The sequence below is a fragment of the Leucobacter chromiiresistens genome, from assembly GCF_900102345.1.
In the GTDB taxonomy this organism is placed as follows: domain Bacteria; phylum Actinomycetota; class Actinomycetes; order Actinomycetales; family Microbacteriaceae; genus Leucobacter; species Leucobacter chromiiresistens.
In genome coordinates this window covers 225,770-247,828 of the sequence record NZ_FNKB01000002.1, presented here as the reverse complement: position 1 = coordinate 247,828, position 22,059 = coordinate 225,770, and the positions used below count along the sequence as shown (strand labels likewise).

Genomic DNA, 22,059 nt, shown 5'->3' with positions numbered 1-22,059 from the left:
CCGGAGGCGCGGGGGCGGACGTGCCGCGTAACATTCGCCCCCGCCGGGTGCCCGTCGCGACAGAATAGGTGCTCATGGACTGGCAGACGCCCGAGGACTCGTTCCCGACCGACTTCATCACCGACGCGCAGCTGCGCGCGCTGATGGGGCGGCCGCCGATCTCGGGCGGGTGGCGCGACGGCGACCCCGTGGGCGAGCGATCGTTCGTGCCCATCGGCGAGCTCACGACCGAGGCCGGAGCGGTCATCCCCCACGTGCGCCTGGCCTACGAGGCCTTCGGCACGCTCAACGCACGGCGCGACAACGCGATCCTCGTCTTCCACGCGCTCACCGGCGACAGCCACCTCGTCGGACCCGCGGGCCCCGGGCACCCCACCGACGGCTGGTGGTCGGAGATCGTCGGGCCGGGCCGCCCGCTCGACACCGACCGCTACTGCATCATCGCGCCCAACGTGCTCGGCGGCTGCCAGGGATCCACCGGTCCGGGCTCGCTCGACCAGTCGGGTCGCGAGTGGGGCGGCCGGTTCCCATACCTCACCATCCGCGACCAGGTCGCCGCCGCCGCCCGCTTCGCGGACGCGCTCGGCATCGAGCGGTTCGAGGCGGTCATCGGGGGGTCGATGGGCGGCATGCACGCACTCGAGTGGGGCGTCTCGCACCGCGAGCGAACCGCCCGCCTCGCCGTCATCGCAGCGCCCCCCGTGACCACGGCCGACCAGATCGGACTGAACCTCGTGCAGCTCGAGGCGATCCGCTCCGACCCCTGCTACCGGGGCGGCAACTACTACGACGCCCCCGACGGCGTCGGCCCGCATCACGGCCTCGCCACCGCCCGAAGGCTCGCGCTGCTCAACTACCGCAGCAACACCGAGCTCGACGAGCGCTTCGGCCGCGCCTGGCAGTCCGCGGTCAGCCCGCTCGGCGGCGGCGGCCGCTTCGCCGTCGAGTCGTACCTCGACTTCCACGGCAACAAGTTCACCCGGCGCTTCGACGCGAACAGCTATGTGACGCTCGTGCAGGCCATGAACTCGCACGACGTGGGCCGAGGCCGAGGCGGGGTGCGCGCGGCGCTCTCCACGATCGACCTGCCGACGCTCGTGCTCGGCATTCCCAGCGACCGCCTGTTCACGCTCGACGGGCAGGACGAGATCGCACGCCACACCCCCGGAAGCCTCGACGGGCCGCAGGCGACGCGCATCGAGTCGCCCTTCGGCCACGACGCGTTCCTCATCGAGTTCGAGCGCGTCGGCGCGCACCTGCGGCGGCTGCTCGCCGCCTGAGCCCCCTGACGGCGGCCTTCCGCCGCCTGAGCGACCTCGCAGGGGTCACACGGGGGCCTCCCACCTTCGGGTCGTAGTCTCTCCCAGTAACTTGACCGGCCCGACCGCCGGAAATCTGCGTCATCGGAAGAGGAGCCTCAGCTTGACTATCGTGCACGCGCGTTCTTCCTGGCGCGCTCTGGGAGTGGTCGCCTCGGTGTCCGCGGTGATCCCGCTGTGCCTCGCCGGGTGCGCCCCGGCCGTGGAGCACGATGCCAATGCCGCCGAGCTGCGCGCCGCACCCGATTCGAACCTCATGACGGTGCCCGTCGATCGCACCTACGCCGTCACCGACTTCACCCTGAACGCCCCGCTCGGCTCGTCATCGCTGCACGAGGCGCTGGGCGAGCGCATCTCGTCGAGCGGCACCATGGTGGTGCGCGACGGCATGATCATGTCGGCCGAGCTGCAGGTGGCGATCGCCGACATGCCGGAGGCCTCCTTCGTGCAGACCACGCCGACGATGCTGGTGCGCGACGACATGGAGGAGACGGTGACGTCGGTCGGCACGCTCTCGGTCGGCGATCTCTCCCAGCCGAACACGAGCGTCGAACTGCGGCCGACCGAGCTCGGCGAGGATCAGGCGCAGTTCGACGTGACCTTCGCCGTGCCCGACAACCTCCTGGTCTCGAACGCGGGCCTGCCCTTCGACGAGGTCTCCGCGCACCTCGTGCTGACCGCCCAGTAGGTCCGCGACGCACGGCCGCGCGCGCCGGCCCGGCGGCCCCGTCTGCACGGCCGCGCGCCCGCCGACCCGACTCAGGCGAAGCGCTGCCGCCGCGTCGCGTCGTGGATCTCGCCCACGAGCTCCTCGATCACGTCTTCGAGGAATACGACGCCGAGCACCGATCCCGCGTCGTCGTGGATGCGTGCCAGGTGGATGCCGCGGCCCTGCAGCCGGGCCAGCACGTCCTCCAGCTCCGTCTCCGCGTGCACCGACTCCATCTCGCGGATGCGCTTGCCGGGAATCGGCTCGGCGACCCGATCCTCCCCGAGGCGCACCAGATCCTTGATGTGCACGTACCCGACGAGCTCCCCTGCCGCATCGGCGATCGGGTACCGCGAGAACCCGTGGCGCGCCACCGCCGCCTCCACGTCGCCGGGCGTCGACCCCTCGGGCAGCACCACCAGGCGATCCGACGGCACGAGCAGATCGCGCGCCCGCTTCGTCGTGAACTCGAAGGCGGCCGTCAGCGCCCCGCTCCGATCCTCGAGCACGCCCTCGCGGGTCGAGTGGCTCACGATGCTCGCGACCTCCTCCAGCGTGAAGGTGCTGTTCGTCTCCGACTTCGGCTCCACGCCGAACAGCCGCAGCACGCCGTTGGCGACCGCGTTGAGCCCCGCGATGATGTGCCGCAGCAGGCGCGAGATGGCGACGAGCGGCGGAGCGAGCAGTAGCACGGCGCGATCGGGCATCGAGAACGCCGCATTCTTCGGCACCATCTCGCCGAAGACGACGTGCAGGTAGGAGACGCCGACGAGGGTCAGCACGAAGGCCGAGATGGTCACCGCCTGCTCGGGAATACCCGTCCAGTGGAGGGGCCCCTCGAGCAGGTGATGGATCGCGGGCTCCGACACGTTCAGGATCAGCAGGGAGCACACCGTGATGCCCAACTGGCTCGTCGCCAGCATCAGCGTCGCGTGCTCCATTGCGTAGAGCGCGGTCTGGGCGCGCTTCGAGCCCGCCTCGGCCTTCGGCTCGATCTGGGATCGCCGCGCCGAGATGACCGCGAACTCGGCGCCCACGAAGAAGGCGTTCGCCGCGAGCAGCACGATCAGCCACGCGATCCCGACCCAGTCGCTCATGCGCGTTCCCCCTCGTCGTCCGAGAGCGCGATCGGGGCGCTCGTGTACTGCAGGCGGGCGATGCGCCGCCCGTCCATGCGCACCACCCGGAGCGTTCCGCCGTCGGGCAGCCCCACCTGATCGCCGGCCTCCGGGATGCGGCCGAGCTCGTGCAGCACGAAGCCGGCGGCCGTGTCGTACGCGTCGTCCTCGGGAATCTCGACCCCCGTCTGCTCGCGCACCTCATCGGGGCGCAGGTCGGCGGGGAAGCTCATCTGCTCGGCGGTGCCGACCACTCCCGCAGCGGCGCGATCGTGCTCGTCGGCGACCTCCCCCACGATCTCCTCCACCAGATCCTCGAGCGTCACGATGCCGGCGGTGCCGCCGTACTCGTCGGCGACGATCGCGAGCTGGAAGCCGCTGCCCCGCAGCTCCTCGAGCAGCTGGTCGAGATGCATCGTCTCGGGCACGCGCACCGCGTCCTCCATGAGCGCCGCCACGGGCACCTCGTCGCGCTTCGCACGCGGCACGGCGACCGCCTGCTTCACGTGCACCACCCCGACGATGTCGTCGCGATCCTCATCGATCACCGGGAAGCGGGAGAAGCCGGTGCGGCCCGACAGCTCGAGCACCGCCTTCGCGGGCTCGAGCCGCTGCAGGCTCTCCACTTTGAGGCGCGGCGTCATCACGTCGCCCGCCGACAGCTCGGAGAAGCGCAGCGTGCGGTCGAGCAGCGTCGCCGTATCGGCCTCCAGCAGGCCGGCGCTCGCCGAGTGGCGCACCAGGGACGAGAGCTCCTGCGCCGAGCGGGCCCCCGAGAGCTCTTCCTGCGGTTCGATGCCGAGGGTGCGCAGCACGCCGTTCGCGCTGCCGTTCAGCACCATGACGGCCGGTTTCAGCGTCGTCGTGAAGGCCGCCTGCGCGGGCATCACGAGCCGGGCGGTGGCGAGCGGCTTGGAGATCGCGAAGTTCTTCGGCACGAGCTCCCCGACGATCATGGAGAACACGGTCGCCACGGCCACGGCGATCGGCGCGCTGATCGCGCGGCGCAGCTCCTCGGGCACCCCGAGGGCGCCGAGCGGCACATCGAGGAAGCTGCTCAGCGCGGGCTCGAGCGTGTAGCCGGCGAGCAGCGTCGTGAGCGTGATGCCGAGCTGGGCGCTCGACAGGTGGGTGGACGTGCGCGAGAGGCCGCGGATCACGCGGTCGAGCCCGCGCTCGCCCGCCCCGCGCCGGCGCTCCAGATCTTGACGGTCGAGCGCGACCAGCGAGAATTCGGAGGCGACGAAGATGCCGGTGCCGAGCGTCAACACGACGCCGATGAGCAGGAGGAGCCAGTCGTTCACCGACGGCTCCGGGAGAAGACGGTGGGCCGCGCCTCAGCGCGGCCGGTACTCGGAGGGTCGGAGGGTCTTCGAGAGTCAGCGTCCATAGCCCTCCGAGGCTACCACCACAACCCGGAATCCGCACTGGGAGTATTCGCCCCTCCGCGCGCAGATGGGCGTAGGCTTGGTGCCGGTACGGCTCAGGAGCCCATACCTCCGACTACATCAATCTTGCAGACCCTGCACGAACGAGAGGAAGTCGCTTTGGCGGAGCGCACGGAGACCACCAATCAAGCTGGTCCCGCAGGAGATTTCGGCGCGAATGCGTGGCTGGTCGACGAACTCTGGAAGCAGTTCCAAGTCGACAAGAACTCGGTGGATCGGTCGTGGTGGCCGGTGCTCGAGAAGTACGGAGCCGCGCAGTCCGGAGCCGCGGCGCCCGCGCCCGCTGCGCCGAGCGGAGGAGCGGCTCCCGCGACGAGCCCCATCACCACCCCGACGCAGCCGGCCCGCACCACGAAGGCGGCCCCCCGCGTCGCCCCCATCCCCGCCGACGCCCCCAGCACGGCGCGCAGCACGAACACCGAGCAGGACGCCCCCGAAGACGACCGGGTGACCCCCCTCAAGGGCATGGCGCGCACGCTCTCGAAGAACATGGACCAGAGCCTCGCGGTGCCCACCGCGACCAGCGTGCGGACCATCCCCGCCAAGCTCCTCATCGACAACCGCATCGTGATCAACAACCACCTGCGCCGCAGCCGCGGCGGCAAGGTGTCGTTCACGCACCTCATCGGCTGGGCCCTGATCCAGACCCTCAAGGACTTCCCGAGCCAGAACGTCAGCTACGCGGAGGTCGACGGCAAGCCCTCCATCGTGTCGCCGGCGCACATCGGCCTCGGCATCGCGATCGACGTGCCGAAGCCCGACGGCACCCGCTCGCTGCTCGTCCCCTCCGTGAAGCGCGCCGAGTCGCTCAACTTCAATGAGTTCCTCGCCGCCTACGAAGATCTCGTGAAGCGCGCCCGCGACAACAAGCTCGCCGCCGGCGACTTCCAGGGCACCACGATCTCGCTCACGAACCCCGGCGGCATCGGCACCGTCCACTCCGTGCCCCGCCTCATGCAGGGCCAGGGCAGCATCATCGGCGCCGGCGCGCTCGAGTACCCCGCCGAGTTCCAGGGCGCGTCGCAGGAGACGCTGAACCGCCTCGGCATCTCGAAGACCATCACGCTCACGAGCACCTACGACCACCGCGTCATCCAGGGCGCCGGCTCCGGCGAGTTCCTCAAGCTGGTGCACGAACGCCTCATCGGCAAGCACGGCTTCTACGAGGAGATCTTCGCCGCGCTGCGCATCCCCTACAAGCCGGTGCAGTGGGCCTCCGACATCCACGTCGACGAGTTCGGCGCCGTCGACAAGTCGGCGCGGGTGCAGGAGCTCATCAACTCCTTCCGCGTGCGCGGGCACCTCATGGCCGACGTCGACCCGCTCGAGTACGTGCAGCGCACCCACCCCGACCTCGAGATCGAATCGCACGGGCTCACGTTCTGGGATCTCGACCGCGAATTCGCAACCGGGGGCATCGGCGGGAAGCGCACGATGCCGCTCCGCGACATCCTCGGCGTGCTGCGCGACTCGTACTGCCGCAAGATCGGCATCGAGTACATGCACATCCAGGATCCGGCCCAGCGCCTGTGGCTGCGCGAGCAGCTCGAGGTGCCCTACGCCAAGCCGAGCCACGACGAGCAGATGCGCATCCTCGAGAAGCTCAACGAGGCGGAGGCGTTCGAGACGTTCCTCCAGACCAAGTACGTCGGCCAGAAGCGCTTCAGCCTCGAGGGCGGCGAGACCGTAATCCCTCTGCTCGACGCCATGCTGATCGATGCGGCTGAGGACGGCGTCGACAGCGTCGACGTCGGCATGGCCCACCGCGGGCGGCTGAACGTGCTCTCGAACATCGCGGGCAAGACGTACGGCCAGATCTTCCGCGAGTTCGAGGGGGCGCAGGCCCAGAAGGCCGGCTCGGGCGACGTCAAGTACCACCTCGGCACCTCGGGCGTCTTCACCGCACCGAACGGCACGCAGGTGCCGATCCACCTCGCGGCGAACCCCTCGCACCTGGAGACCGTGGACGGCGTGCTCGAGGGCATCGTGCGCGCGAAGCAGGATCTGAAGCCGATCGGCTCCTTCACCACCCTCCCGATCCTCATCCACGGCGACGCCGCGATGGCCGGTCAGGGCGTCGTGTACGAGACCATGCAGATGTCGCAGCTGCGCGGCTACCGCACGGGCGGCACGATCCACATCATCATCAACAACCAGGTCGGCTTCACGACGCTGCCGCTCGACTCGCGGTCGACGCCGTACTCCTCCGACATCGGCAAGGCCGTGCAGGCGCCCATCTTCCACGTGAACGGCGACGATCCCGAGTCGGTCGTGCGCGTCGCGAAGCTCGCGTACGAGTTCCGTCAGCGCTTCCACATCGACGTCATCATCGACCTGGTGTGCTACCGCCGGCGCGGGCACAACGAGGGCGACGACCCCTCGATGACCCAGCCGCTCATGACCGACCTCATCGAGGCGAAGCGCTCCACGCGCCGCCTCTACACGAGCGCGCTCGTCGGGCGCGGCGACATCACGGAGGAGGAGTACGAGCGGGCGAAGCAGGACTTCCAGGATCGCCTCGAACGCGCCTTCCAGGAGACCCATGCCGCGCAGACCGGCTCGATCCCCGTCATCGACACCAGCGGCATCTCCGAGTTCGCCGAGTCGGGCGGCCGATCCGACCACCAGCTCGAGACCGCGGTGGATCGCACCGTCATCGAGCGCATCGGCGACGCGCACGCGAACAAGCCCGAGGGCTTCACCGTGCACCAGAAGCTGCAGCAGCTGCTCAACAAGCGCGTCGACATGAGCCGCGAGGGCGGCATCGACTGGGGCTTCGGCGAGCTGCTCGCACTCGGCTCGCTGCTCATGGAGGGCACGCCCGTGCGCATGGCCGGTCAAGACGCGCGTCGCGGCACCTTCGCGCAGCGGCACGCCGTGTTCCACGACCGGGCGAACGGGCAGGAGTGGATTCCGCTGCTCAACCTCTCGGAGGAGCAGGCGCGATTCTGGATCTACGACTCGCTGCTCTCGGAGTACGCGGCGCTCGCCTACGAGTACGGCTACTCGCTGCAGCGCGAGGACGCCCTGGTGCTCTGGGAGGCGCAGTTCGGCGACTTCGCGAACACCGCCCAGGCCGTCATCGACGAGTACATCGCGGCGGCCGAGCAGAAGTGGGGTCAGCAGTCCTCCGTGGTCATGCTGCTCCCCCACGGCTACGAGGGCCAGGGCCCCGACCACTCATCGGCCCGCATCGAGCGCTACCTGCAGCTGTGCGCCGAGGACAACATGATCGTCGCGCGCCCCTCGACCCCCGCGAACTACTTCCACCTGCTGCGGCGCCAGGCGTACGCGCGGCCCCGGAAGCCGCTCATCGTGTTCACCCCGAAGTCGATGCTGCGCCTGCGAGGCGCGACGTCGAAGGTGGAGGACTTCACCGAGGGCGGGTTCCAGCCGGTCATCGACGATCCCGCGATGACGGAGCCGTCGCGCGTCGAGCGCGTGCTGCTCGTCTCGGGCAAGGTCTACTACGACCTGCGCACCGCGCTCGAGAAGCACCCCGATCCGCGCGTCGCCGTGGTGCGGGTCGAGCAGTTCTACCCCATCCCCGCGACCCAGCTGGGGCGCGTGCTGGCGCAGTACCAGGGCGCCGAGATCGTGTGGGTGCAGGACGAGCCCGAGAACCAGGGCGCGTGGCCGTTCATCTCGCTGGAGCTGTCGAAGAAGCTGGCGAATGATCGCATCCGCGTGGTGTCGCGTGCGGCGTCGGCTGCGCCCTCGACCGGTTCGGCGAAGGTGCACGCGGTCGAGCAGGAGGAGCTCATCGCGCGCGCACTGCGGTTCGAGGGGTAGGCGCGGCGGCGCGCCGGCTCGGTGAGAGATTCGGCTTCGGTGAGAGCTTCCCGGCGATTCGGGCCTCACCGAAGCCGAATCTCTTACCGAAGCCGAAGCCGAAGCCGGGGCGCGAGCCCGCACCGCGCGGGCCGCAACCGATCCGGGCGGGCCCGATCGCCGGAGGAGCGGCGTCCCAGGCGCGGCGTGGGAGGATGAGAGCACCCCACACGAACGCGCCGCGTTCAGGACTCCGAGGAGCCCGATGCCCTTCTCCGACGGCGACACCGCGAGCCGCGAACCGCTCGTGCAGCGCTCGCTGAGCCTGCGCGAAACGGTGCTCGAGCGCTTGCGCACGGCGATCATCACCGGTCGTCTCGGCGAGGGCGACGTGCTCTCGACCCCCGCGCTCGGCGCGCGGCTGGGGGTCTCGGCGACGCCGGTGCGCGAGGCGATGATGGATCTGGTGCGCGAGGGCCTGGTCGAGAGCGTGAAGAACAAGGGGTTCCGCGTGACGTCGATGAGCGAGACCGATCTCGACGATCTCGCGCAGATCCGGCTCATGCTCGAGCCGCCGGCGATGCGCATCGTGGCCGGGCGCATTCCCGAGGAGGATCTCCCCCGCCTCCGCGAACTCGCGCACGCCTGCCTCGCCGCGGCCGAGAACGACCATCTCGAGGAGTATCTGCGCTTCGATCGCGAGTTCCACGCGCGGGTGCTCGAATACACCGGCAACGCGCAGCTGGTCGAGCTCGCGACGTCGCTGCGCCGGCGCACGCGCCTGTACGGGATCGCCACCGTCTCGCGCGAGGGCCGGCTCCACGGCTCCGCTCGGGAGCACCTCGAGCTCCTCGATCTGCTCGCCGCCGGCGACGGCGCGGGCGCCGAGCGGGTGCTGCACCGGCACATCTCGCACGCGCGGGCGCTGTGGGCGACGGCGCGGGAGGAATCGTAGCGCCGGAATCCGCTCCGGGATCCGCTCCGGGATCCGCTATTGGTCACGCGCCCATTAGACTGGGGCGACGTTAGTTTTCGCACACGAGGGAGTATCGATGACCACCTGGCGCATGCCGATCGAGGGACACGAGCAGGAGCGGCTGTGGCTGGCCTGGCCGACGAGCGGGTACACCCTCGGCGACACCGAGGCGGAGGCCGAGGAGGCGCGCACCACATGGGCGGCCGTCGCGAACGCCGCGAGCGAGCACGAGCCCGTGACCGTGGTCGTCAACCCGGGCGACGAGGCGATCGCCGCCCGCTACCTCTCCGCTCAGATCGAGCGCATCACCGCGCCGCTCAACGACGCGTGGATGCGCGACATCGGGCCGAGCTTCGTCATCGGCGACGACGGGCGCCTCGGCGCGGTGAACTTCGTGTTCAACGGCTGGGGCGGCCAGGAGTGGGCGCAGTGGAACCACGACCAGCACATCGGCCGCATCGTGGCCGAGGCGGCCGGCGCCGAGCTGATCGACTCCGAGATGACGAACGAGGGCGGCGGCATCCAGGTGGACGGCACGGGCCGCGTCGTGATCACCAAGACGGTGCAGCTCGATCCGGGCCGCAACCCGGGCTGGACTCAGGAGCAGGTCGAGGCCGAGCTCGCACGCACCATCGGCGCGACGAGCGCGCTGTGGCTGCCGCGCGGCCTCACCCGCGACCACGACACCTTCGGCACCCGCGGCCACTCCGACATCCTCGCCGCCTTCACGAGCCCCGATCTGCTGCTCATGCACCGGCAGGATGCGGAATCGCACCCCGACCATGTGATCGCGCGCACCAACCGCGACGTCGCCGACCGGTACCGCGACGACACCTCGGCGAACTTCGAGATCATCGACCTGCCCGCCCCCGAGACGCTGCGCGACGACGAGGGCTTCGTCGACTACAGCTACATCAACCACGTCGTCATCAACGGCGCGGTGCTCGCGTGCGCGTTCGACGACCCCGCCGATGATCGCGCCCTCGCGATTCTGCGCGAGGCCTACCCCGGCCGCGAAGTGATCGGGCTCGACGCACGGCCGCTCTTCGCCCGCGGCGGCGGGATCCACTGCATCACGCAGCAGCAGCCGAAGACCCGCTAGACCCTGACGAACCCGGTGCGGGTCGCGCGTGCCCCGCGCGGCCCGCTGGGCGCGTCTCAGCGCGGCGGGCCGGCGCCCCGCCGAGCGCCCGCCTCGCCGGATTCGAGCAGCGCGGCCTCGGCGCGGAGGGCGGCCCGCACCGCGACGAGCCCGGGGTGCCCCTCCGCCGACGCCCGGGCCGCGGTGAAGACGCTGCGCTGGGGATCGCCGGCGAGCTCGATGAGGCGCAGCGCGCGCGTCGTGCCGGCGTGCAGCAGGTCGGGCAGGAGCGCCACGGCGTTGCCCGTTTCGATGAGGCGCACCTGCGCCTGGAGGTCGGCCGTCTCGTAGCGCACGTCGGGTTCGAACCCGGCGCTGCGGCAGGCCTGCAGCGCCCAGTGCCGAGACGCCGCGCCCTCCGGCTCGAGCACCCAGGGGAGCTCCGCGGCGTCTGCGAGCCGTCGCACCGTGTCGAACGCGCCGGAGCCGACGCCCGGCGCGGGGAGGCCCAGCCGAATGCGGTCGGTGATCAGGGGCTGCCGGTCGAGGCCCGAGAAGCGCGGCGCCGCGTGCCCCGGGTACTGCTCGGCGATCACGAGGTCGAAGCGCCGGGTCCACGTCTCCTCGAGCCCGGCCTCGGGTTCGTGCTGCACCATCTCGACCCGCAGACGCGGGTGCGTGTCGCGCAGCCGCCCGAGCACCTGCGGCATGAGCGCGAGCAGGGCGGTCTGGAACACGGCGATGCGCACGGTGCCCCCGACCTCGGCGTGCGCGCGGTGCAGCGCCGCCTCCGCGCGCTCGAGCCCGGCCAGCAGGTCGTGCGTCTCGGCGACCAGCACCTGGGCGGCGGGGGTCAGTTCGAGCGTGCGACCCGACCGGCGCAGCAGCGGCACTCCCGCCTCGCGTTCGAGCAGCGCGAGCTGCTGCGAGATCGCCGACGGGCTGTAGTTCAGCGCTTCGGCGACGGCCGCGACGGTGCCGCGCGTGTCGAGCTCCCAGAGCAGGCGCAAGCGCTTCATCTCGAGCATGCGGCCTCCCGATTCATCAGTTCTACTTCACACTATTCCACACAAACCGTCGCTGTACTTCATGCTCCGCCGGGGTCAGACTGAACGCACGAGGGCCCGCACCGATGCGCCCCGCCCCGCCGTTCCGAAAGGCCCGCATGAGCACCGCCCACGAAATCCGCCCGCAAGACCTCGCAGACGACGCCGTCGCGCTCGTGCGGCGCTGGCTCGCCGAGGCCGCGTCCCTCCCGGCCGATGCCTCGGCGGCGCGCCTCGCCGGCGTGCTCAGCGACCCGAACGGGCTCGACTTCACCGTGGGCTTCGTCGACGGGGTCGTGCGCCCCGAGGATCTCGCGGTTGCCGCGCAGCGGTTGCACGAACTCGTGCCGAAGACGCCGGCGTTCCTCCCCGTGCCGATGCGCGGGGCGATCGGCCTCGGCGGGGCGCTGGCGCGGCCCATGCCGGGGGTCGTCGTACCGATCGCGCGGCGCGTGCTGCGGCAGCTCGTCAGCCACCTCATCATCGACGCCAGCGACGCCAGGCTGGGGCCGGCGATCGCGAAGATCGCCCGCGACGGCGTGCGGCTCAACATGAACCTGCTGGGCGAGGCGATCCTCGGGCGGTCCGATGCCGAGCGGCGCCTGGAGGGCACCCACCGCCTCCTCGCCCGCGACGACATCGACTACGTCTCCATCAAGGTCTCCGCGACCGTCGCCCCGCACAACCACTGGGCGTTCGACGAGGCGGTCGCGCACATCGAGCAGCAGCTCCTCCCCCTCTTCGCGCGCGCCGCCGACGCGTCTCCGCAGAAGTTCATCAACCTCGACATGGAGGAGTACAAGGACCTCGACCTCACGCTGGCGGTCTTCATGCGCCTCCTCGACCGCCCGGAGTTCACCGGGCTGGAGGCCGGGATCGTGCTGCAGGCGTACCTCCCCGATGCGCTGGGCGCCATGATCCGGCTCCAGGAGTGGGCGGCGCAGCGGGTCGCCCGCGGCGGCGCCCCCATCAAGGTGCGCGTCGTCAAGGGCGCGAACCTGCCGATGGAGCTCGTCGACGCGGCTGTGCACGGCTGGCCGTCGGGGACGTGGCCCACCAAGCAGGCCTCCGACACCGGCTACAAGGCCGTGCTCGACTACGCGCTGCATCCCGAGCGGGTGCGCAACGTGCGGATCGGCGTCGCCGGCCACAACCTCTTCGACGTCGCCCTCGCGTGGCTGCTCGCGCAGCGGCGCGGAGCGGCGGAGGGCATCGAGTTCGAGATGCTGCTCGGCATGGCGGCGGGTCAGGCCGAGGCCGTGCGGCGCGAGGTGGGGCACCTGCTGCTCTACGTGCCGGTCGTGCACCCCGAGGAGTTCGACGTGGCCATCGCCTACCTCATCCGCCGCCTCGAAGAGGGGGCGAGCACGGAGAACTTCATGTCGGCCGCGTTCGAGCTGCACGACCACGCCGAGCTCTTCGAGCGCGAGCGCGAGCGCTTCCTCGCGTCCCTCGCCGACCTCGAGTCGATCACCGCCGACGGCGACCCCGAGCACTACCGGGTGCCCGAGCCGAATCGCGTGCAGGATCGCCGGGCCGGGTCGAGCGACTCGGTCGCGGCGCATCTCGCCCGCCCCGAGGTCGCCTCCCGGGTGGAGGAGCGCGTGGAGGGCGGGGCCGCCGGCTTCAGCAACACCCCCGACACGGACCCCGATCTGCCCGGCAACCGGGCGTGGGGGCGCGCGATCGCGGAGCGCATGGTGCAGTCGGAGCTGGGCGCCGCGGCCGTCGCCGGGGCGCGGATCGCCGACGCCGCGGCGCTCGACCGCGCGATCGAGCGCGGGCGGGCCGCCGCCGAGGGCTGGCAGGCGCTCGGCGCCGACGAGCGCGCCCGCATCCTGCACCGGGCGGGCGAGGCGCTCGAGGCCCGCCGCGCCGACCTGCTCGAGGTCATGGGCTCCGAGTGCGGCAAGACGCTCGACCAGGGCGACCCCGAGGTCTCGGAGGCGATCGACTTCGCCCACTACTATGCGGCGCTCGGCCAGGAGCTCGAGCACGTCGACGGGGCGCGCTTCGTGCCGCAGCGGCTGACCGCCGTGATCCCGCCCTGGAACTTCCCGGTCGCCATCCCGGCGGGCGGCACGCTCGCGGCCCTCGCTGCCGGATCGAGCGTCATCATCAAGCCCGCCGCGCAGTCCGCTCGGTCGGGCGCGGTGATGGTCGAAGCCCTGTGGGAGGCCGGAGTGCCGGCCGACGTGCTGCAACTCGTGCAGTTCGAGGATCGCGCACTCGCATCGGGGCTCGTCGCCGACCCGCGCATCGACCGGCTGATCCTCACGGGCGCGTACGAAACCGCCGAGACCTTCCGCGGTCTGCGCGAGGATCTGCCGATTCTGGCGGAGACGAGCGGCAAGAACGCGATCATCGTCACCCCGAACGCCGATCTCGACCTCGCGGCGCGCGACGTGGCCCAGTCGGCGTTCGGGCACGCCGGGCAGAAGTGCTCGGCGGCGTCGCTCGTCGTGCTCGTGGGCTCCGTCGCCCGCTCCCGGCGCTTCCGCGGGCAGCTGCTCGACGCCGTGCGCTCGCTGCGCGTCGGCACCCCCGACGATCTGACGAGTCAGATGGGGCCGCTGATCGCCGCCCCCTCGGGCAAGCTGCTGCGCGGGCTCACGCAACTCGAACCCGGGCAGCACTGGGAGGTCGAGCCGGCGCCGGTCGAGACCGAGCACCCGCTGGCCGTCGACCGCACCGGCGACCCAAAGCTCTGGACCCCGGGCGTGCGCGCGGGCGTGCAGCGGGGCAGCGAGTACCACCTGACCGAGTACTTCGGCCCGATCCTGGGCGTCATGACGGCGGAGACGCTCGACGAGGCCATCGACATGGTCAACGACATCGAGTACGGGCTCACCAGCGGCCTGCACTCGCTCGACCGGGCCGAGCTCGCCCGCTGGCTCGATCGCGTCGAGGCCGGCAATCTGTACGTCAACCGCGGCATCACCGGCGCCATCGTGCGGCGGCAGCCGTTCGGCGGTTGGAAGAAGTCGGCCATCGGCGCCGGGACGAAGGCGGGCGGCCCGAGCTACCTCTTCGGCCTCGGCGACTGGGTCGACGCCGAGACGACCGCGGCGCTCCGTGCCCCGCTGCCCGCCGCCGCGCCTCTGCTGACCGCCGCCGAGCAGTCGGGCATGGGAGGCGCCGAGCTCGCACGGCTGCGTGCGGCGCTCGGCTCGGATGCGGACGCGTGGGAGCAGGAGTTCGGCGCCCGACGGGACGTCTCGGGGATCGGCGTCGAGCGCAACGTGCTGCGGTACCTGCCGATGCACGCCGTGATCCGCGCGGCCGCCGACGCGGCGCCGGCCGATGTGCTGCGCGCCGTCGCCGCCGGCGTGGGGGCCGGGGCGCACCCGCGGCTGAGCACCCCGATCGCGCTGCCCGCCCCGATCGCCGCGGCGTTCGAGCGCGCCGGCGTGGAGATCGCGTACGAGGACGACGCCGCCTGGGCCGCCCGCGTCGCCGCGCTCGCCGAGCAGCGCGGACCGAACTCCGGCGCGCGGGTGCGCATCGTGGCCGGGCCGTCGCGCGAGGCCGTCGCCCGCGAGGTCGCGCGCGCCGCCGGCGGCAAGCCCGACATCGCGGTCTACGGCGGCCCGGTGGTCGCCGCCGGACGGGTCGAGATGCTGCCGCACCTGCGCGAGCAGGCGGTGTCGATCACGGCCCACCGGTTCGGAACGCCGAGTCGGTTCAGCGAGGGAATCCTCTAAGCTCGCAGGCGCTGCGGGCCCTCGCGCCCGCAGCGCCTCCCCCGCGCGGCCCCGAGCCGCGCGCCCATCACAGAAAGGCGACGACGATGTCCGCCCAGTTCTACCTCTACCTCGCCCTCGCGATCTACTTCGCGGTCATGCTCTTCATCGGCTGGCTCGCCTTCCGGCGCACGAGCAGCCACGAGGGCTACATGCTCGCCGGTCGGGGGCTGCCGCCCTGGGTCGCGGCGCTCTCCGCCGGCGCCTCCGACATGTCGGGCTGGCTCATCATGGGCCTGCCCGGTGCGATCTACGCGTCGGGGCTCATCGAGTGGTGGATCGCCGTCGGCCTGCTCATCGGCTCGTACCTCAACTGGCGGCTCGTCGCGCCGCGACTGCGCGCCTACTCCGAGGTGTCGCGCAACTCCATCACGATCCCGAGCTTCTTCGAGAACCGCACGCGCGACCGCACCCGCCTGCTGCGCACCATCTCGAGCGTCATCATCCTCGTCTTCTTCACCCTGTACGCCTCGTCGGGCATGGTGGCGGGCGGCAAGTACTTCGAGTCGACGTTCGGCGGCGACTACTGGATCGGCATGCTCCTCGTCACGGTCGTCACGCTGGCCTACACCCTCTTCGGTGGCTTCCTCGGCGCCTCACTCACCGACGTCGTGCAGGGGCTCATGATGGTGGTGGCGCTCATCGTGGTGCCCGTCGTCGCCATCATCACGATCGGCGGCTGGGGCGAGGCGACCGGCTCGGGCGCCTCGGCGGGCCAGCTGTCGCTCTTCGGCGACGGCACGCTGTCGACGGGAGCGGTCGTGCTCGTCGTCGTGTCGGGGCTCGCCTGGGGGCTCGGATACTTCGGGCAGCCCCACATCATCGTGCGGTTCATGGCACTGCGCACGCCGCAGGAGGCCGCGTCGGCCCGCCGCATCGGCACGAGCTGGCAGTTCCTGTCGCTGCTCGGCGCCGTCGCCTCGGGCCTGGTCGGCGCGGCGTACTTCGAGAAGTTCGGGGGCGCCCCGGCCGACCCCGAGACCGTCGTGCTGCTGATGTCGCAGGTGCTGCTGCACCCGCTCGTCGCCGGATTCGTGCTCGCCGCGGTGCTCGCGGCGATCATGAGCACCCTGTCGAGCCAGCTCATCGTGTGCTCCTCCGCGCTGGTCGAGGATCTCTACCGCCTCGCACGCAAGACGCCTCCGAGCGATCGCGCCCTCGTGCTGCTCGGGCGCGGCGGCGTGCTCGTGGTCGCGCTGCTCGCGGCCCTGCTGGCGATCAGCCCCAATGACTCGGTGCTCGGGCTCGTCAGCTTCGCGTGGGCCGGGTTCGGCGCCGCGTTCGGGCCGATCGTGCTGCTCAGCCTCTACTGGCGCCGGCTCACGAACTGGGGCGCGCTCGCCGGCATGGTCGCGGGATCGGTGACCGTGTTCGTCTGGAAGGCCCTGGGAACCGGGCTCTACGAGCTGCTCCCAGGCTTCGTCGTCGCGCTGGCCGCCGCGGTGCTCGTGAGCCTCGCGACGCAGCGCCCCGACGCCGATATCGAGCGCGAGTTCTCGGAGACGATGGAACTCGTGCTGCCGGGTCGCGACCGGGCGGATCGGCGCTAGGCGCTCAGAGCTCGACGGGAGGCGGCCGACCGGAGGTGGCAGACGGGAGGCGGCAGACGGGAGGCGCGCCTTCGCACCGTGCGGATCATCGACACTGTGCGAAGGCGCACCGCCCGCACCGCATGCCTGCTGGCAGAATGAGCGGCAGACCCGTCACCGCAGACCCACCGCCACGTAAGGATCGTCGCATGTCCCACGAAGCGCTTCCCGCTGATCTCGAGGCCGTCATCGCCCGAGCCACCACCGCCGCACCCCTGCTCGCCACCACCACCGCAGCACACCGCGCCCGCGCACTCGTCGCCATCGCCGACGCCCTCGAAACCGCCGCACCCGACCTCGTCGACATCGCCCTCCGCGAAACCGGCCTCACCCGCCCCCGCCTCACCGGCGAGATCACCCGCACCGCCCTCCAACTCCGCCTCTTCGCCGACACCATCGTCGACGGCGGCTACCTCGACGCCCGCATCGACCACGCCGACCCCGACTTCGCCCTCGGCCCCCGCCCCGACATCCGCCGCACCCACCTCCCCCTCGGCCCCGTCATCAACTTCTCCGCCTCCAACTTCCCCTTCGCGTTCTCCGTCATGGGCGGCGACTCCGCAGCGATCCTCGCAGCCGGCTGCCCCCTCATCGTCAAAGCCCACTCCAGCCACCCAGACCTCTCCGACGCCACCGCAGAAGTCGCCGCACACGCACTCACCGAAACAGGCATGCCCGAAGGCACCTTCCAACTCATCCACGGCCGCGAAGCCGGAGTGCAGATCCTGAAAGACCCCCGCATCAAAGCCGGCTCCTTCACCGGCTCCATCCGCGTCGGCCGCCTCCTCGCCGACATCGCCGCGAACCGCCCCGCCCCCATCCCGTTCTACGGAGAACTCGGCAGCGTCAACCCCGTCTTCATCACCGCCGACGCCATCACCGAACGCGCCGACGAGATCGCCACCGGCTACCTCGCCAGCGTCGCAGGCTCCGCCGGCCAGCTCTGCACCAAACCCGGCTTCGCCTTCATCCCCGCAGACAGCCCACTCCCCCAAGCCATCACCCGCAACGCGACCGACGTCCCCGAGCACCGCCTCCTCGACCCCCGCATCGCGAAATCCTACGACGAACGCCGCACCGCCGTACTGAGCACCACCGGAGCGAACCCGCTGATCCCCGGCGGCATCCGCTTCGACGACGACGGACAGGGCTGGGCCACCCCCACCATCATCACCATCAGCCTCGACGACTTCCGAACCGGACGCGACACCCTCCTCGAAGAATCATTCGGCCCGCTCTCCATCCTCGTCGAGGTCCCCGAGCACACCGACCTCGCAGCACTCATGCCCGAGTTCTACGAGGGCAACCTCTCCGGCACCCTCCACCTCAGCGCAGCCGAAGCCACCGGAGAAACCGACAACGCCCCCCAACTGCGCGCCCTCATCGCCGCCCTCGCCAACCAAGTCGGCCGCGTCCTGTTCAACGGCTGGTCCACCGGCGTCGCCGTCACCCCCGCCCAACAGCACGGCGGCCCCTGGCCCGCGACCACCAACGACTCCTCCACCTCCGTCGGCACCGCAGCCATCACCCGCTTCCAACGCCCCGTCGCCTACCAGAACGCACCCCAAGCACTCCTCCCCGAAGCACTCCAAGACACCAACCCCCTCGGCATCCCCCAGCACATCGCCCCCGCCGGCCAATCCCGCACCTGGGGCCACCGCTGGCACTGACCGACCAGCACCACCCGCGGCCCGTGGGACCGACCCCGGGCGTCGGGCGCCCGGGCCCTGAGTGCGTCGGGGCCCGGGACCGGTCGACCCGTACAAGCCGACCCGCGCCGCACCACACCGCGCCACGCCGATCGGCGCGAATCGCACTACTGCATTTCGCACTCGCTCCATGCAGTATCCGAATGGGCCGGAATCAGTAGTCGTCGGCGCGAGAAGCTCCCGCCGCGACGCGCTTTGGGTACTCGCCCGCGGTGCATTCAGCATCTCCGCGTCCGGATCGTGCAGTGCCACTCCCCGAGGCGCCCCTGCCGCGAGCGGGCCCCCGCGCCGCGACCGATTACCGTCGGAGCATGTCATCGACACGAATGCTCCGCGGCGTCGCGGCCATGGTCGTCCTGCTCGCCGCGAGCGGCTGCGGTCTGCTCCCGCTCGCGCCGCTGGGAGCAGCCGGCCTGCGCGGCACGGCACCGGCCGAGGGCGGGAGCGACGGCGGCTTGGGTGGAGGCTCAGGTGACTTGGACGGTTTCGGCGGTTCCGGCGGTTTCGGCGATTCCGGCGGTTCCGGCGGGTCGGAGGGCGGGATCGGCGGCGCTCCGACCGACGCCGAACTCGATCTGCTGGGCAAGATGCTGGGCGGCACGGAGCCGATCGATGTCGTCTGGCGCATTCCGGATGCGCTGCCGACGGGATGGAAGTACGTGGACGCGGAGAGCGCTCCCGGGGTGACCACGATCGAGGCGTAGTCCCCGTGCATCGTCCAGCTGCAGCAGCCGATGGGCGTCGGCACGGAGGAGACGCCGACCGCGGAGACGATCGCGGAGGACATGGCCCGGGAGTACGTCTCGGCACTGCTCGATGTCGAGGCCGAGGTGGAGCCCGCGGAATCTTTGATGCTCACCGGAGATGTCAACGGCGGGCTCGGGTCGTCGCTGCTCGTCTTCTCCAGCCTTCGAGTCACGGCGCCGAAGGAGCCGGAGTTCGAGGGCCTCGTCTCGGTGTACCGCGCGGGCGACTTCGCACTGACCGCCTTCACCGCGTGCGGGGGCGGCAGCTACGCGGAGGAGAGCGGCGAGCTCGAGCAGTTCGTCGCCTCGATGGGCGTCGACATCGACTACTGAGAGAGCGCCGCCCGGCCCCGCGCCGCCCAGCCCCGCGCCGCCCGGCCCCGCGCCCTGGCGCGCACGCCTGTCCTCGTTCGTCGCACAGGACATCCGGCGTCAGACGGCCGATATCGCCGCGATCGCCCTGCACGAAGCCGGATCTCCTGCACGACGGTCGACGCCGACACCGGCGCGACACCGACACCGGCGCGACGCCGACACCGGCGCGACGGTCGACGCCGGCGCGACGCCGCCGGGTCGCCCCGCGTACAGCAAGACCCCCCGAGAGGCCGAGCCTCCCGGGGGGTCTGCACGCATCGGGGTCAGTGCCAGAGCACCGCCAGCGCGACGTTCACGACCGACAGACCGGCGATCGCGCCGAGCATTCCGCCCGGCACCGGCTGCTTCTTGCGGCCGACGAGCACGATCGCGATGAGCACGATCAGCACGACGAGCTTGACGCCGATCTTCGCGTTGTTCGGCTGGCCGCCGGTCGCGTAAACCATGCCGACGAGCAGCAGGCCGGTGGCGAGCAGCAGCCAGGCTCCGTGCATGATGCCCGGGGTGATGCGGGCGCGCGCCTCCTTCACCGCCGACAGCTGGGCGAGCGTGCTGCCGAACACCGCGCCGAATCCGATCAGGTGCAGGACGATGAGAATTCCCTTGACGATTTCCACACCTCGATTCTCCCGGCGCGAGCAAGCTCTCGCAACGAAGGCGAGGCTTGCTCACACCAGATGAATGCGCGAGAAAATCGCAGGTCAGGCGATCAATGGAAGAAGTGGCGCTCCCCCGTGAAGTACATGGTGACGCCCGCGGCCCGGGCGGCCTCGACGACCTCGGGGTCGCGCACGGAGCCGCCGGGCTGCACCACTGCGCGCACGCCGGCGTCGAGCAGCACCTGCAGGCCGTCTGCGAACGGGAAGAACGCGTCGGAGGCGGCGACGGATCCGCGTGCGCGATCCCCCGCCCGCTCCACTGCCAGACGGCACGAGTCGACGCGGTTGACCTGCCCCATGCCGACGCCCACGGAGGCGCCGCGGTTCGCGAGCAGAATGGCGTTCGACTTCACCGCGCGGCTCGCGCGCCAGGCGAATTCGAGGTCGGCGAGCGTCTCGGCGTCTGCGGGCTCGCCGGTCGCGAGCGTCCAGTCGGATGCGCTCGCGAACGTGCGATCGGAGTCCTGCAGCAGGAAGCCGCCGGAGACCTGCCGCAGCTCGACCGGGTTGGGCGTGTAGTCGGCCGGCAGCACGAGCAGGCGCACGTTCTTCTTCTGCGTGAGCACGGCGAGCGCGTCGGGTTCGAAGCCGGGCGCCACGATCACCTCGGTGAAGATCTCGGAGACGGTCTCGGCCATCGCGCGGGTGACCGTGCGGTTCGCCGCGATCACCCCGCCGAATGCGGAGACGGGGTCGCAGGCGTGCGCGAGCTCGTGCGCAGCCGCGATGGGGTCGGCGGCGTCGTCGGGGGCGACCGCGATGCCGCACGGGTTGGCGTGCTTGATGATGGCGACGGCGGGGCGCTCGTGGTCGAACGCGGCCCGCAGCGCGGCGTCGGCGTCGACGTAGTTGTTGTACGACATCTCCTTGCCGTGCAGCTGGGTGGCCTGCGCGATGCCGGAGCCCTCGTTCTCGGTGAAGAGGGCGGCTCGCTGGTGGCTGTTCTCGCCGTATCGCAGCACCGATTCGCGGAGCCCGAAGACTTCGTAGCCGACGTATCCCTCGCCGGTCTCGAAGATGCTGTCGATCGAGGCTTCGGCGGCCTCCGCCTCGGCGGCGGGGGCGTCGCTCCACTGGGCGTCCTCCTGCTCGAGGAACCAGTTCGCCACGGCGGCGTCGTACTGCGCCGTGTGCACGAAGGCCTCGGTGGCGAGCGAGCGGCGCTGGGCGAGCGTCGTGCCTCCGGATCGCACGGCTGCGATCACTTCGTCGTAGCGCGCCGGCGAGACGACGATCGCCGCGTTGGCGTGGTTCTTCGCGCTCGCGCGCACCATCGCCGGGCCCCCGATGTCGACGTTCTCGATGACGTCGGCGGCGGGCTTGCCCGAGGCGACCGTCTCCTCGAACGGGTAGAGGTTCACGACGATTAGTTCGAAGGGGGCGAAGCCGAGGGCGTCGAGCTGCGCCCGGTGGTCGGCGAGGCGCAGGTCGGCGAGCAGGCCGGAGTGCACGGCCGGGTGCAGCGTCTTGACGCGCCCGTCGAGGGCCTCGGCGAACCCGGTGACGTCGGCGACATCGGTCACGTCGTGGCCGGCCTCGCGGATCGTGGCGGCGGTCGATCCGGTGGAGACGATCTCGACGCCGTGCTCGGCGAGTGCCGCGGCGAGGTCGAGGAGGCGGGTCTTGTCGCTGACCGAGATGAGTGCGCGTCGCACGGGAACGATGTCGCGGTGCTCGTAGAGGCTGGGGTCGTGGCTCTGGACTGCCATGCGGCGTGGCTCCTTTGGTCGGTGTTCGCTGGCCGGTGGGGTGTTCGCTGGCCGGTGGGGT

General features: G+C 71.2%; 15 protein-coding genes. 10 read left to right on the top strand and 5 right to left on the bottom strand.

Annotated elements, in window-relative coordinates; genetic code table 11:
- Positions 1-74 precede the first annotated feature (74 nt).
- On the top strand, positions 75-1,280 hold the full coding sequence (metX, locus tag BLT44_RS14145) for a homoserine O-acetyltransferase MetX (RefSeq protein ID WP_010156488.1): 1,206 nt from the start codon (positions 75-77) through the stop codon (positions 1,278-1,280).
- Positions 1,281-1,422: 142 nt separating this feature from the next.
- On the top strand, positions 1,423-2,007 hold the full coding sequence (locus BLT44_RS15440) for a hypothetical protein (protein ID WP_143026167.1): 585 nt from the start codon (positions 1,423-1,425) through the stop codon (positions 2,005-2,007).
- 71 nt (positions 2,008-2,078) lie between these two features.
- Here BLT44_RS15440 and BLT44_RS14135 read toward each other — a convergent pair whose 3' ends face one another.
- The gene (locus tag BLT44_RS14135; RefSeq protein WP_010156486.1) at positions 2,079-3,125 is read right to left on the bottom strand and encodes a hemolysin family protein; all 1,047 of its coding nucleotides are present in this window, start codon (positions 3,123-3,125) and stop codon (positions 2,079-2,081) included.
- On the bottom strand, positions 3,122-4,450 hold the full coding sequence (locus BLT44_RS14130; RefSeq protein ID WP_010156485.1) for a hemolysin family protein: 1,329 nt from the start codon (positions 4,448-4,450) through the stop codon (positions 3,122-3,124). Before BLT44_RS14130 ends, BLT44_RS14135 begins: the two co-directional genes overlap by 4 nt.
- Positions 4,451-4,693: 243 nt before the next feature.
- Between BLT44_RS14130 and BLT44_RS14125 the strand changes: the two genes are divergently transcribed.
- From BLT44_RS14125 to BLT44_RS14115, 3 genes are all read left to right on the top strand, one after another.
- A complete protein-coding gene (locus tag BLT44_RS14125) occupies positions 4,694-8,386 on the top strand; it encodes a multifunctional oxoglutarate decarboxylase/oxoglutarate dehydrogenase thiamine pyrophosphate-binding subunit/dihydrolipoyllysine-residue succinyltransferase subunit (protein WP_010156484.1) in 3,693 nt (1,230 codons plus the stop codon).
- Positions 8,387-8,630: 244 nt separating this feature from the next.
- On the top strand, positions 8,631-9,320 hold the full coding sequence (locus BLT44_RS14120) for a GntR family transcriptional regulator (protein ID WP_010156483.1): 690 nt from the start codon (positions 8,631-8,633) through the stop codon (positions 9,318-9,320).
- A 97-nt stretch (positions 9,321-9,417) separates the two neighbouring features.
- Positions 9,418-10,443, top strand: a complete 1,026-nt coding sequence (locus BLT44_RS14115) for an agmatine deiminase family protein (protein ID WP_010156482.1) — start codon at positions 9,418-9,420, stop codon at positions 10,441-10,443.
- A gap of 56 nt (positions 10,444-10,499) precedes the next feature.
- Here BLT44_RS14115 and BLT44_RS14110 read toward each other — a convergent pair whose 3' ends face one another.
- Entirely contained in the window at positions 10,500-11,450 is a 951-nt protein-coding gene (locus tag BLT44_RS14110) for a LysR family transcriptional regulator (protein WP_074690428.1), read from the bottom strand.
- Between the two features lie 137 nt (positions 11,451-11,587).
- Between BLT44_RS14110 and BLT44_RS14105 the strand changes: the two genes are divergently transcribed.
- From BLT44_RS14105 to BLT44_RS14085, 5 genes are all read left to right on the top strand, one after another.
- On the top strand, positions 11,588-15,172 hold the full coding sequence (locus BLT44_RS14105; protein WP_074690426.1) for a bifunctional proline dehydrogenase/L-glutamate gamma-semialdehyde dehydrogenase: 3,585 nt from the start codon (positions 11,588-11,590) through the stop codon (positions 15,170-15,172).
- 86 nt (positions 15,173-15,258) lie between these two features.
- Positions 15,259-16,761 carry a sodium/proline symporter PutP gene (gene putP / locus BLT44_RS14100; protein ID WP_010156477.1) on the top strand — a complete coding sequence of 501 codons (1,503 nt, stop codon included), beginning with the start codon at positions 15,259-15,261 and terminating at the stop codon, positions 16,759-16,761.
- A gap of 188 nt (positions 16,762-16,949) precedes the next feature.
- Entirely contained in the window at positions 16,950-18,470 is a 1,521-nt protein-coding gene (locus tag BLT44_RS14095; protein WP_010156476.1) for an aldehyde dehydrogenase (NADP(+)), read from the top strand.
- A gap of 350 nt (positions 18,471-18,820) precedes the next feature.
- On the top strand, positions 18,821-19,213 hold the full coding sequence (locus BLT44_RS15435) for a hypothetical protein (RefSeq protein WP_143026166.1): 393 nt from the start codon (positions 18,821-18,823) through the stop codon (positions 19,211-19,213).
- Positions 19,214-19,243: 30 nt separating this feature from the next.
- Positions 19,244-19,588: a hypothetical protein gene (locus BLT44_RS14085; RefSeq protein WP_010156474.1), complete on the top strand. Its 345-nt coding sequence runs from the start codon at positions 19,244-19,246 to the stop codon at positions 19,586-19,588.
- Between the two features lie 305 nt (positions 19,589-19,893).
- Here the strand turns inward: BLT44_RS14085 and BLT44_RS14080 are convergent, their stop codons facing one another.
- Both BLT44_RS14080 and purH read right to left on the bottom strand, forming a co-directional pair.
- Positions 19,894-20,247 carry a hypothetical protein gene (locus tag BLT44_RS14080; protein WP_010156473.1) on the bottom strand — a complete coding sequence of 118 codons (354 nt, stop codon included), beginning with the start codon at positions 20,245-20,247 and terminating at the stop codon, positions 19,894-19,896.
- A 92-nt stretch (positions 20,248-20,339) separates the two neighbouring features.
- Positions 20,340-21,998, bottom strand: a complete 1,659-nt coding sequence (purH, locus tag BLT44_RS14075) for a bifunctional phosphoribosylaminoimidazolecarboxamide formyltransferase/IMP cyclohydrolase (RefSeq protein WP_010156472.1) — start codon at positions 21,996-21,998, stop codon at positions 20,340-20,342.
- Between the last annotated feature and the right edge of the window lie 61 nt (positions 21,999-22,059).

Excerpts from the sequence above, each read along its gene's own strand:
- metX (WP_010156488.1), top strand. The coding sequence starts at position 75 with ATGGACTGGCAGACGCCCGAGGACTCGTTCCCGACCGACTTCATCACC.
- BLT44_RS14135 (WP_010156486.1), bottom strand. The coding sequence starts at position 3,125 with ATGAGCGACTGGGTCGGGATCGCGTGGCTGATCGTGCTGCTCGCGGCG.
- BLT44_RS14120 (WP_010156483.1), top strand. The coding sequence starts at position 8,631 with ATGCCCTTCTCCGACGGCGACACCGCGAGCCGCGAACCGCTCGTGCAG.
- BLT44_RS14115 (WP_010156482.1), top strand. The coding sequence starts at position 9,418 with ATGACCACCTGGCGCATGCCGATCGAGGGACACGAGCAGGAGCGGCTG.
- BLT44_RS14110 (WP_074690428.1), bottom strand. The coding sequence starts at position 11,450 with ATGCTCGAGATGAAGCGCTTGCGCCTGCTCTGGGAGCTCGACACGCGC.
- BLT44_RS14105 (WP_074690426.1), top strand. The coding sequence starts at position 11,588 with ATGAGCACCGCCCACGAAATCCGCCCGCAAGACCTCGCAGACGACGCC.
- putP (WP_010156477.1), top strand. The coding sequence starts at position 15,259 with ATGTCCGCCCAGTTCTACCTCTACCTCGCCCTCGCGATCTACTTCGCG.
- BLT44_RS14095 (WP_010156476.1), top strand. The coding sequence starts at position 16,950 with ATGTCCCACGAAGCGCTTCCCGCTGATCTCGAGGCCGTCATCGCCCGA.
- BLT44_RS15435 (WP_143026166.1), top strand. The coding sequence starts at position 18,821 with ATGTCATCGACACGAATGCTCCGCGGCGTCGCGGCCATGGTCGTCCTG.
- BLT44_RS14085 (WP_010156474.1), top strand. The coding sequence starts at position 19,244 with ATGGGCGTCGGCACGGAGGAGACGCCGACCGCGGAGACGATCGCGGAG.
- purH (WP_010156472.1), bottom strand. The coding sequence starts at position 21,998 with ATGGCAGTCCAGAGCCACGACCCCAGCCTCTACGAGCACCGCGACATC.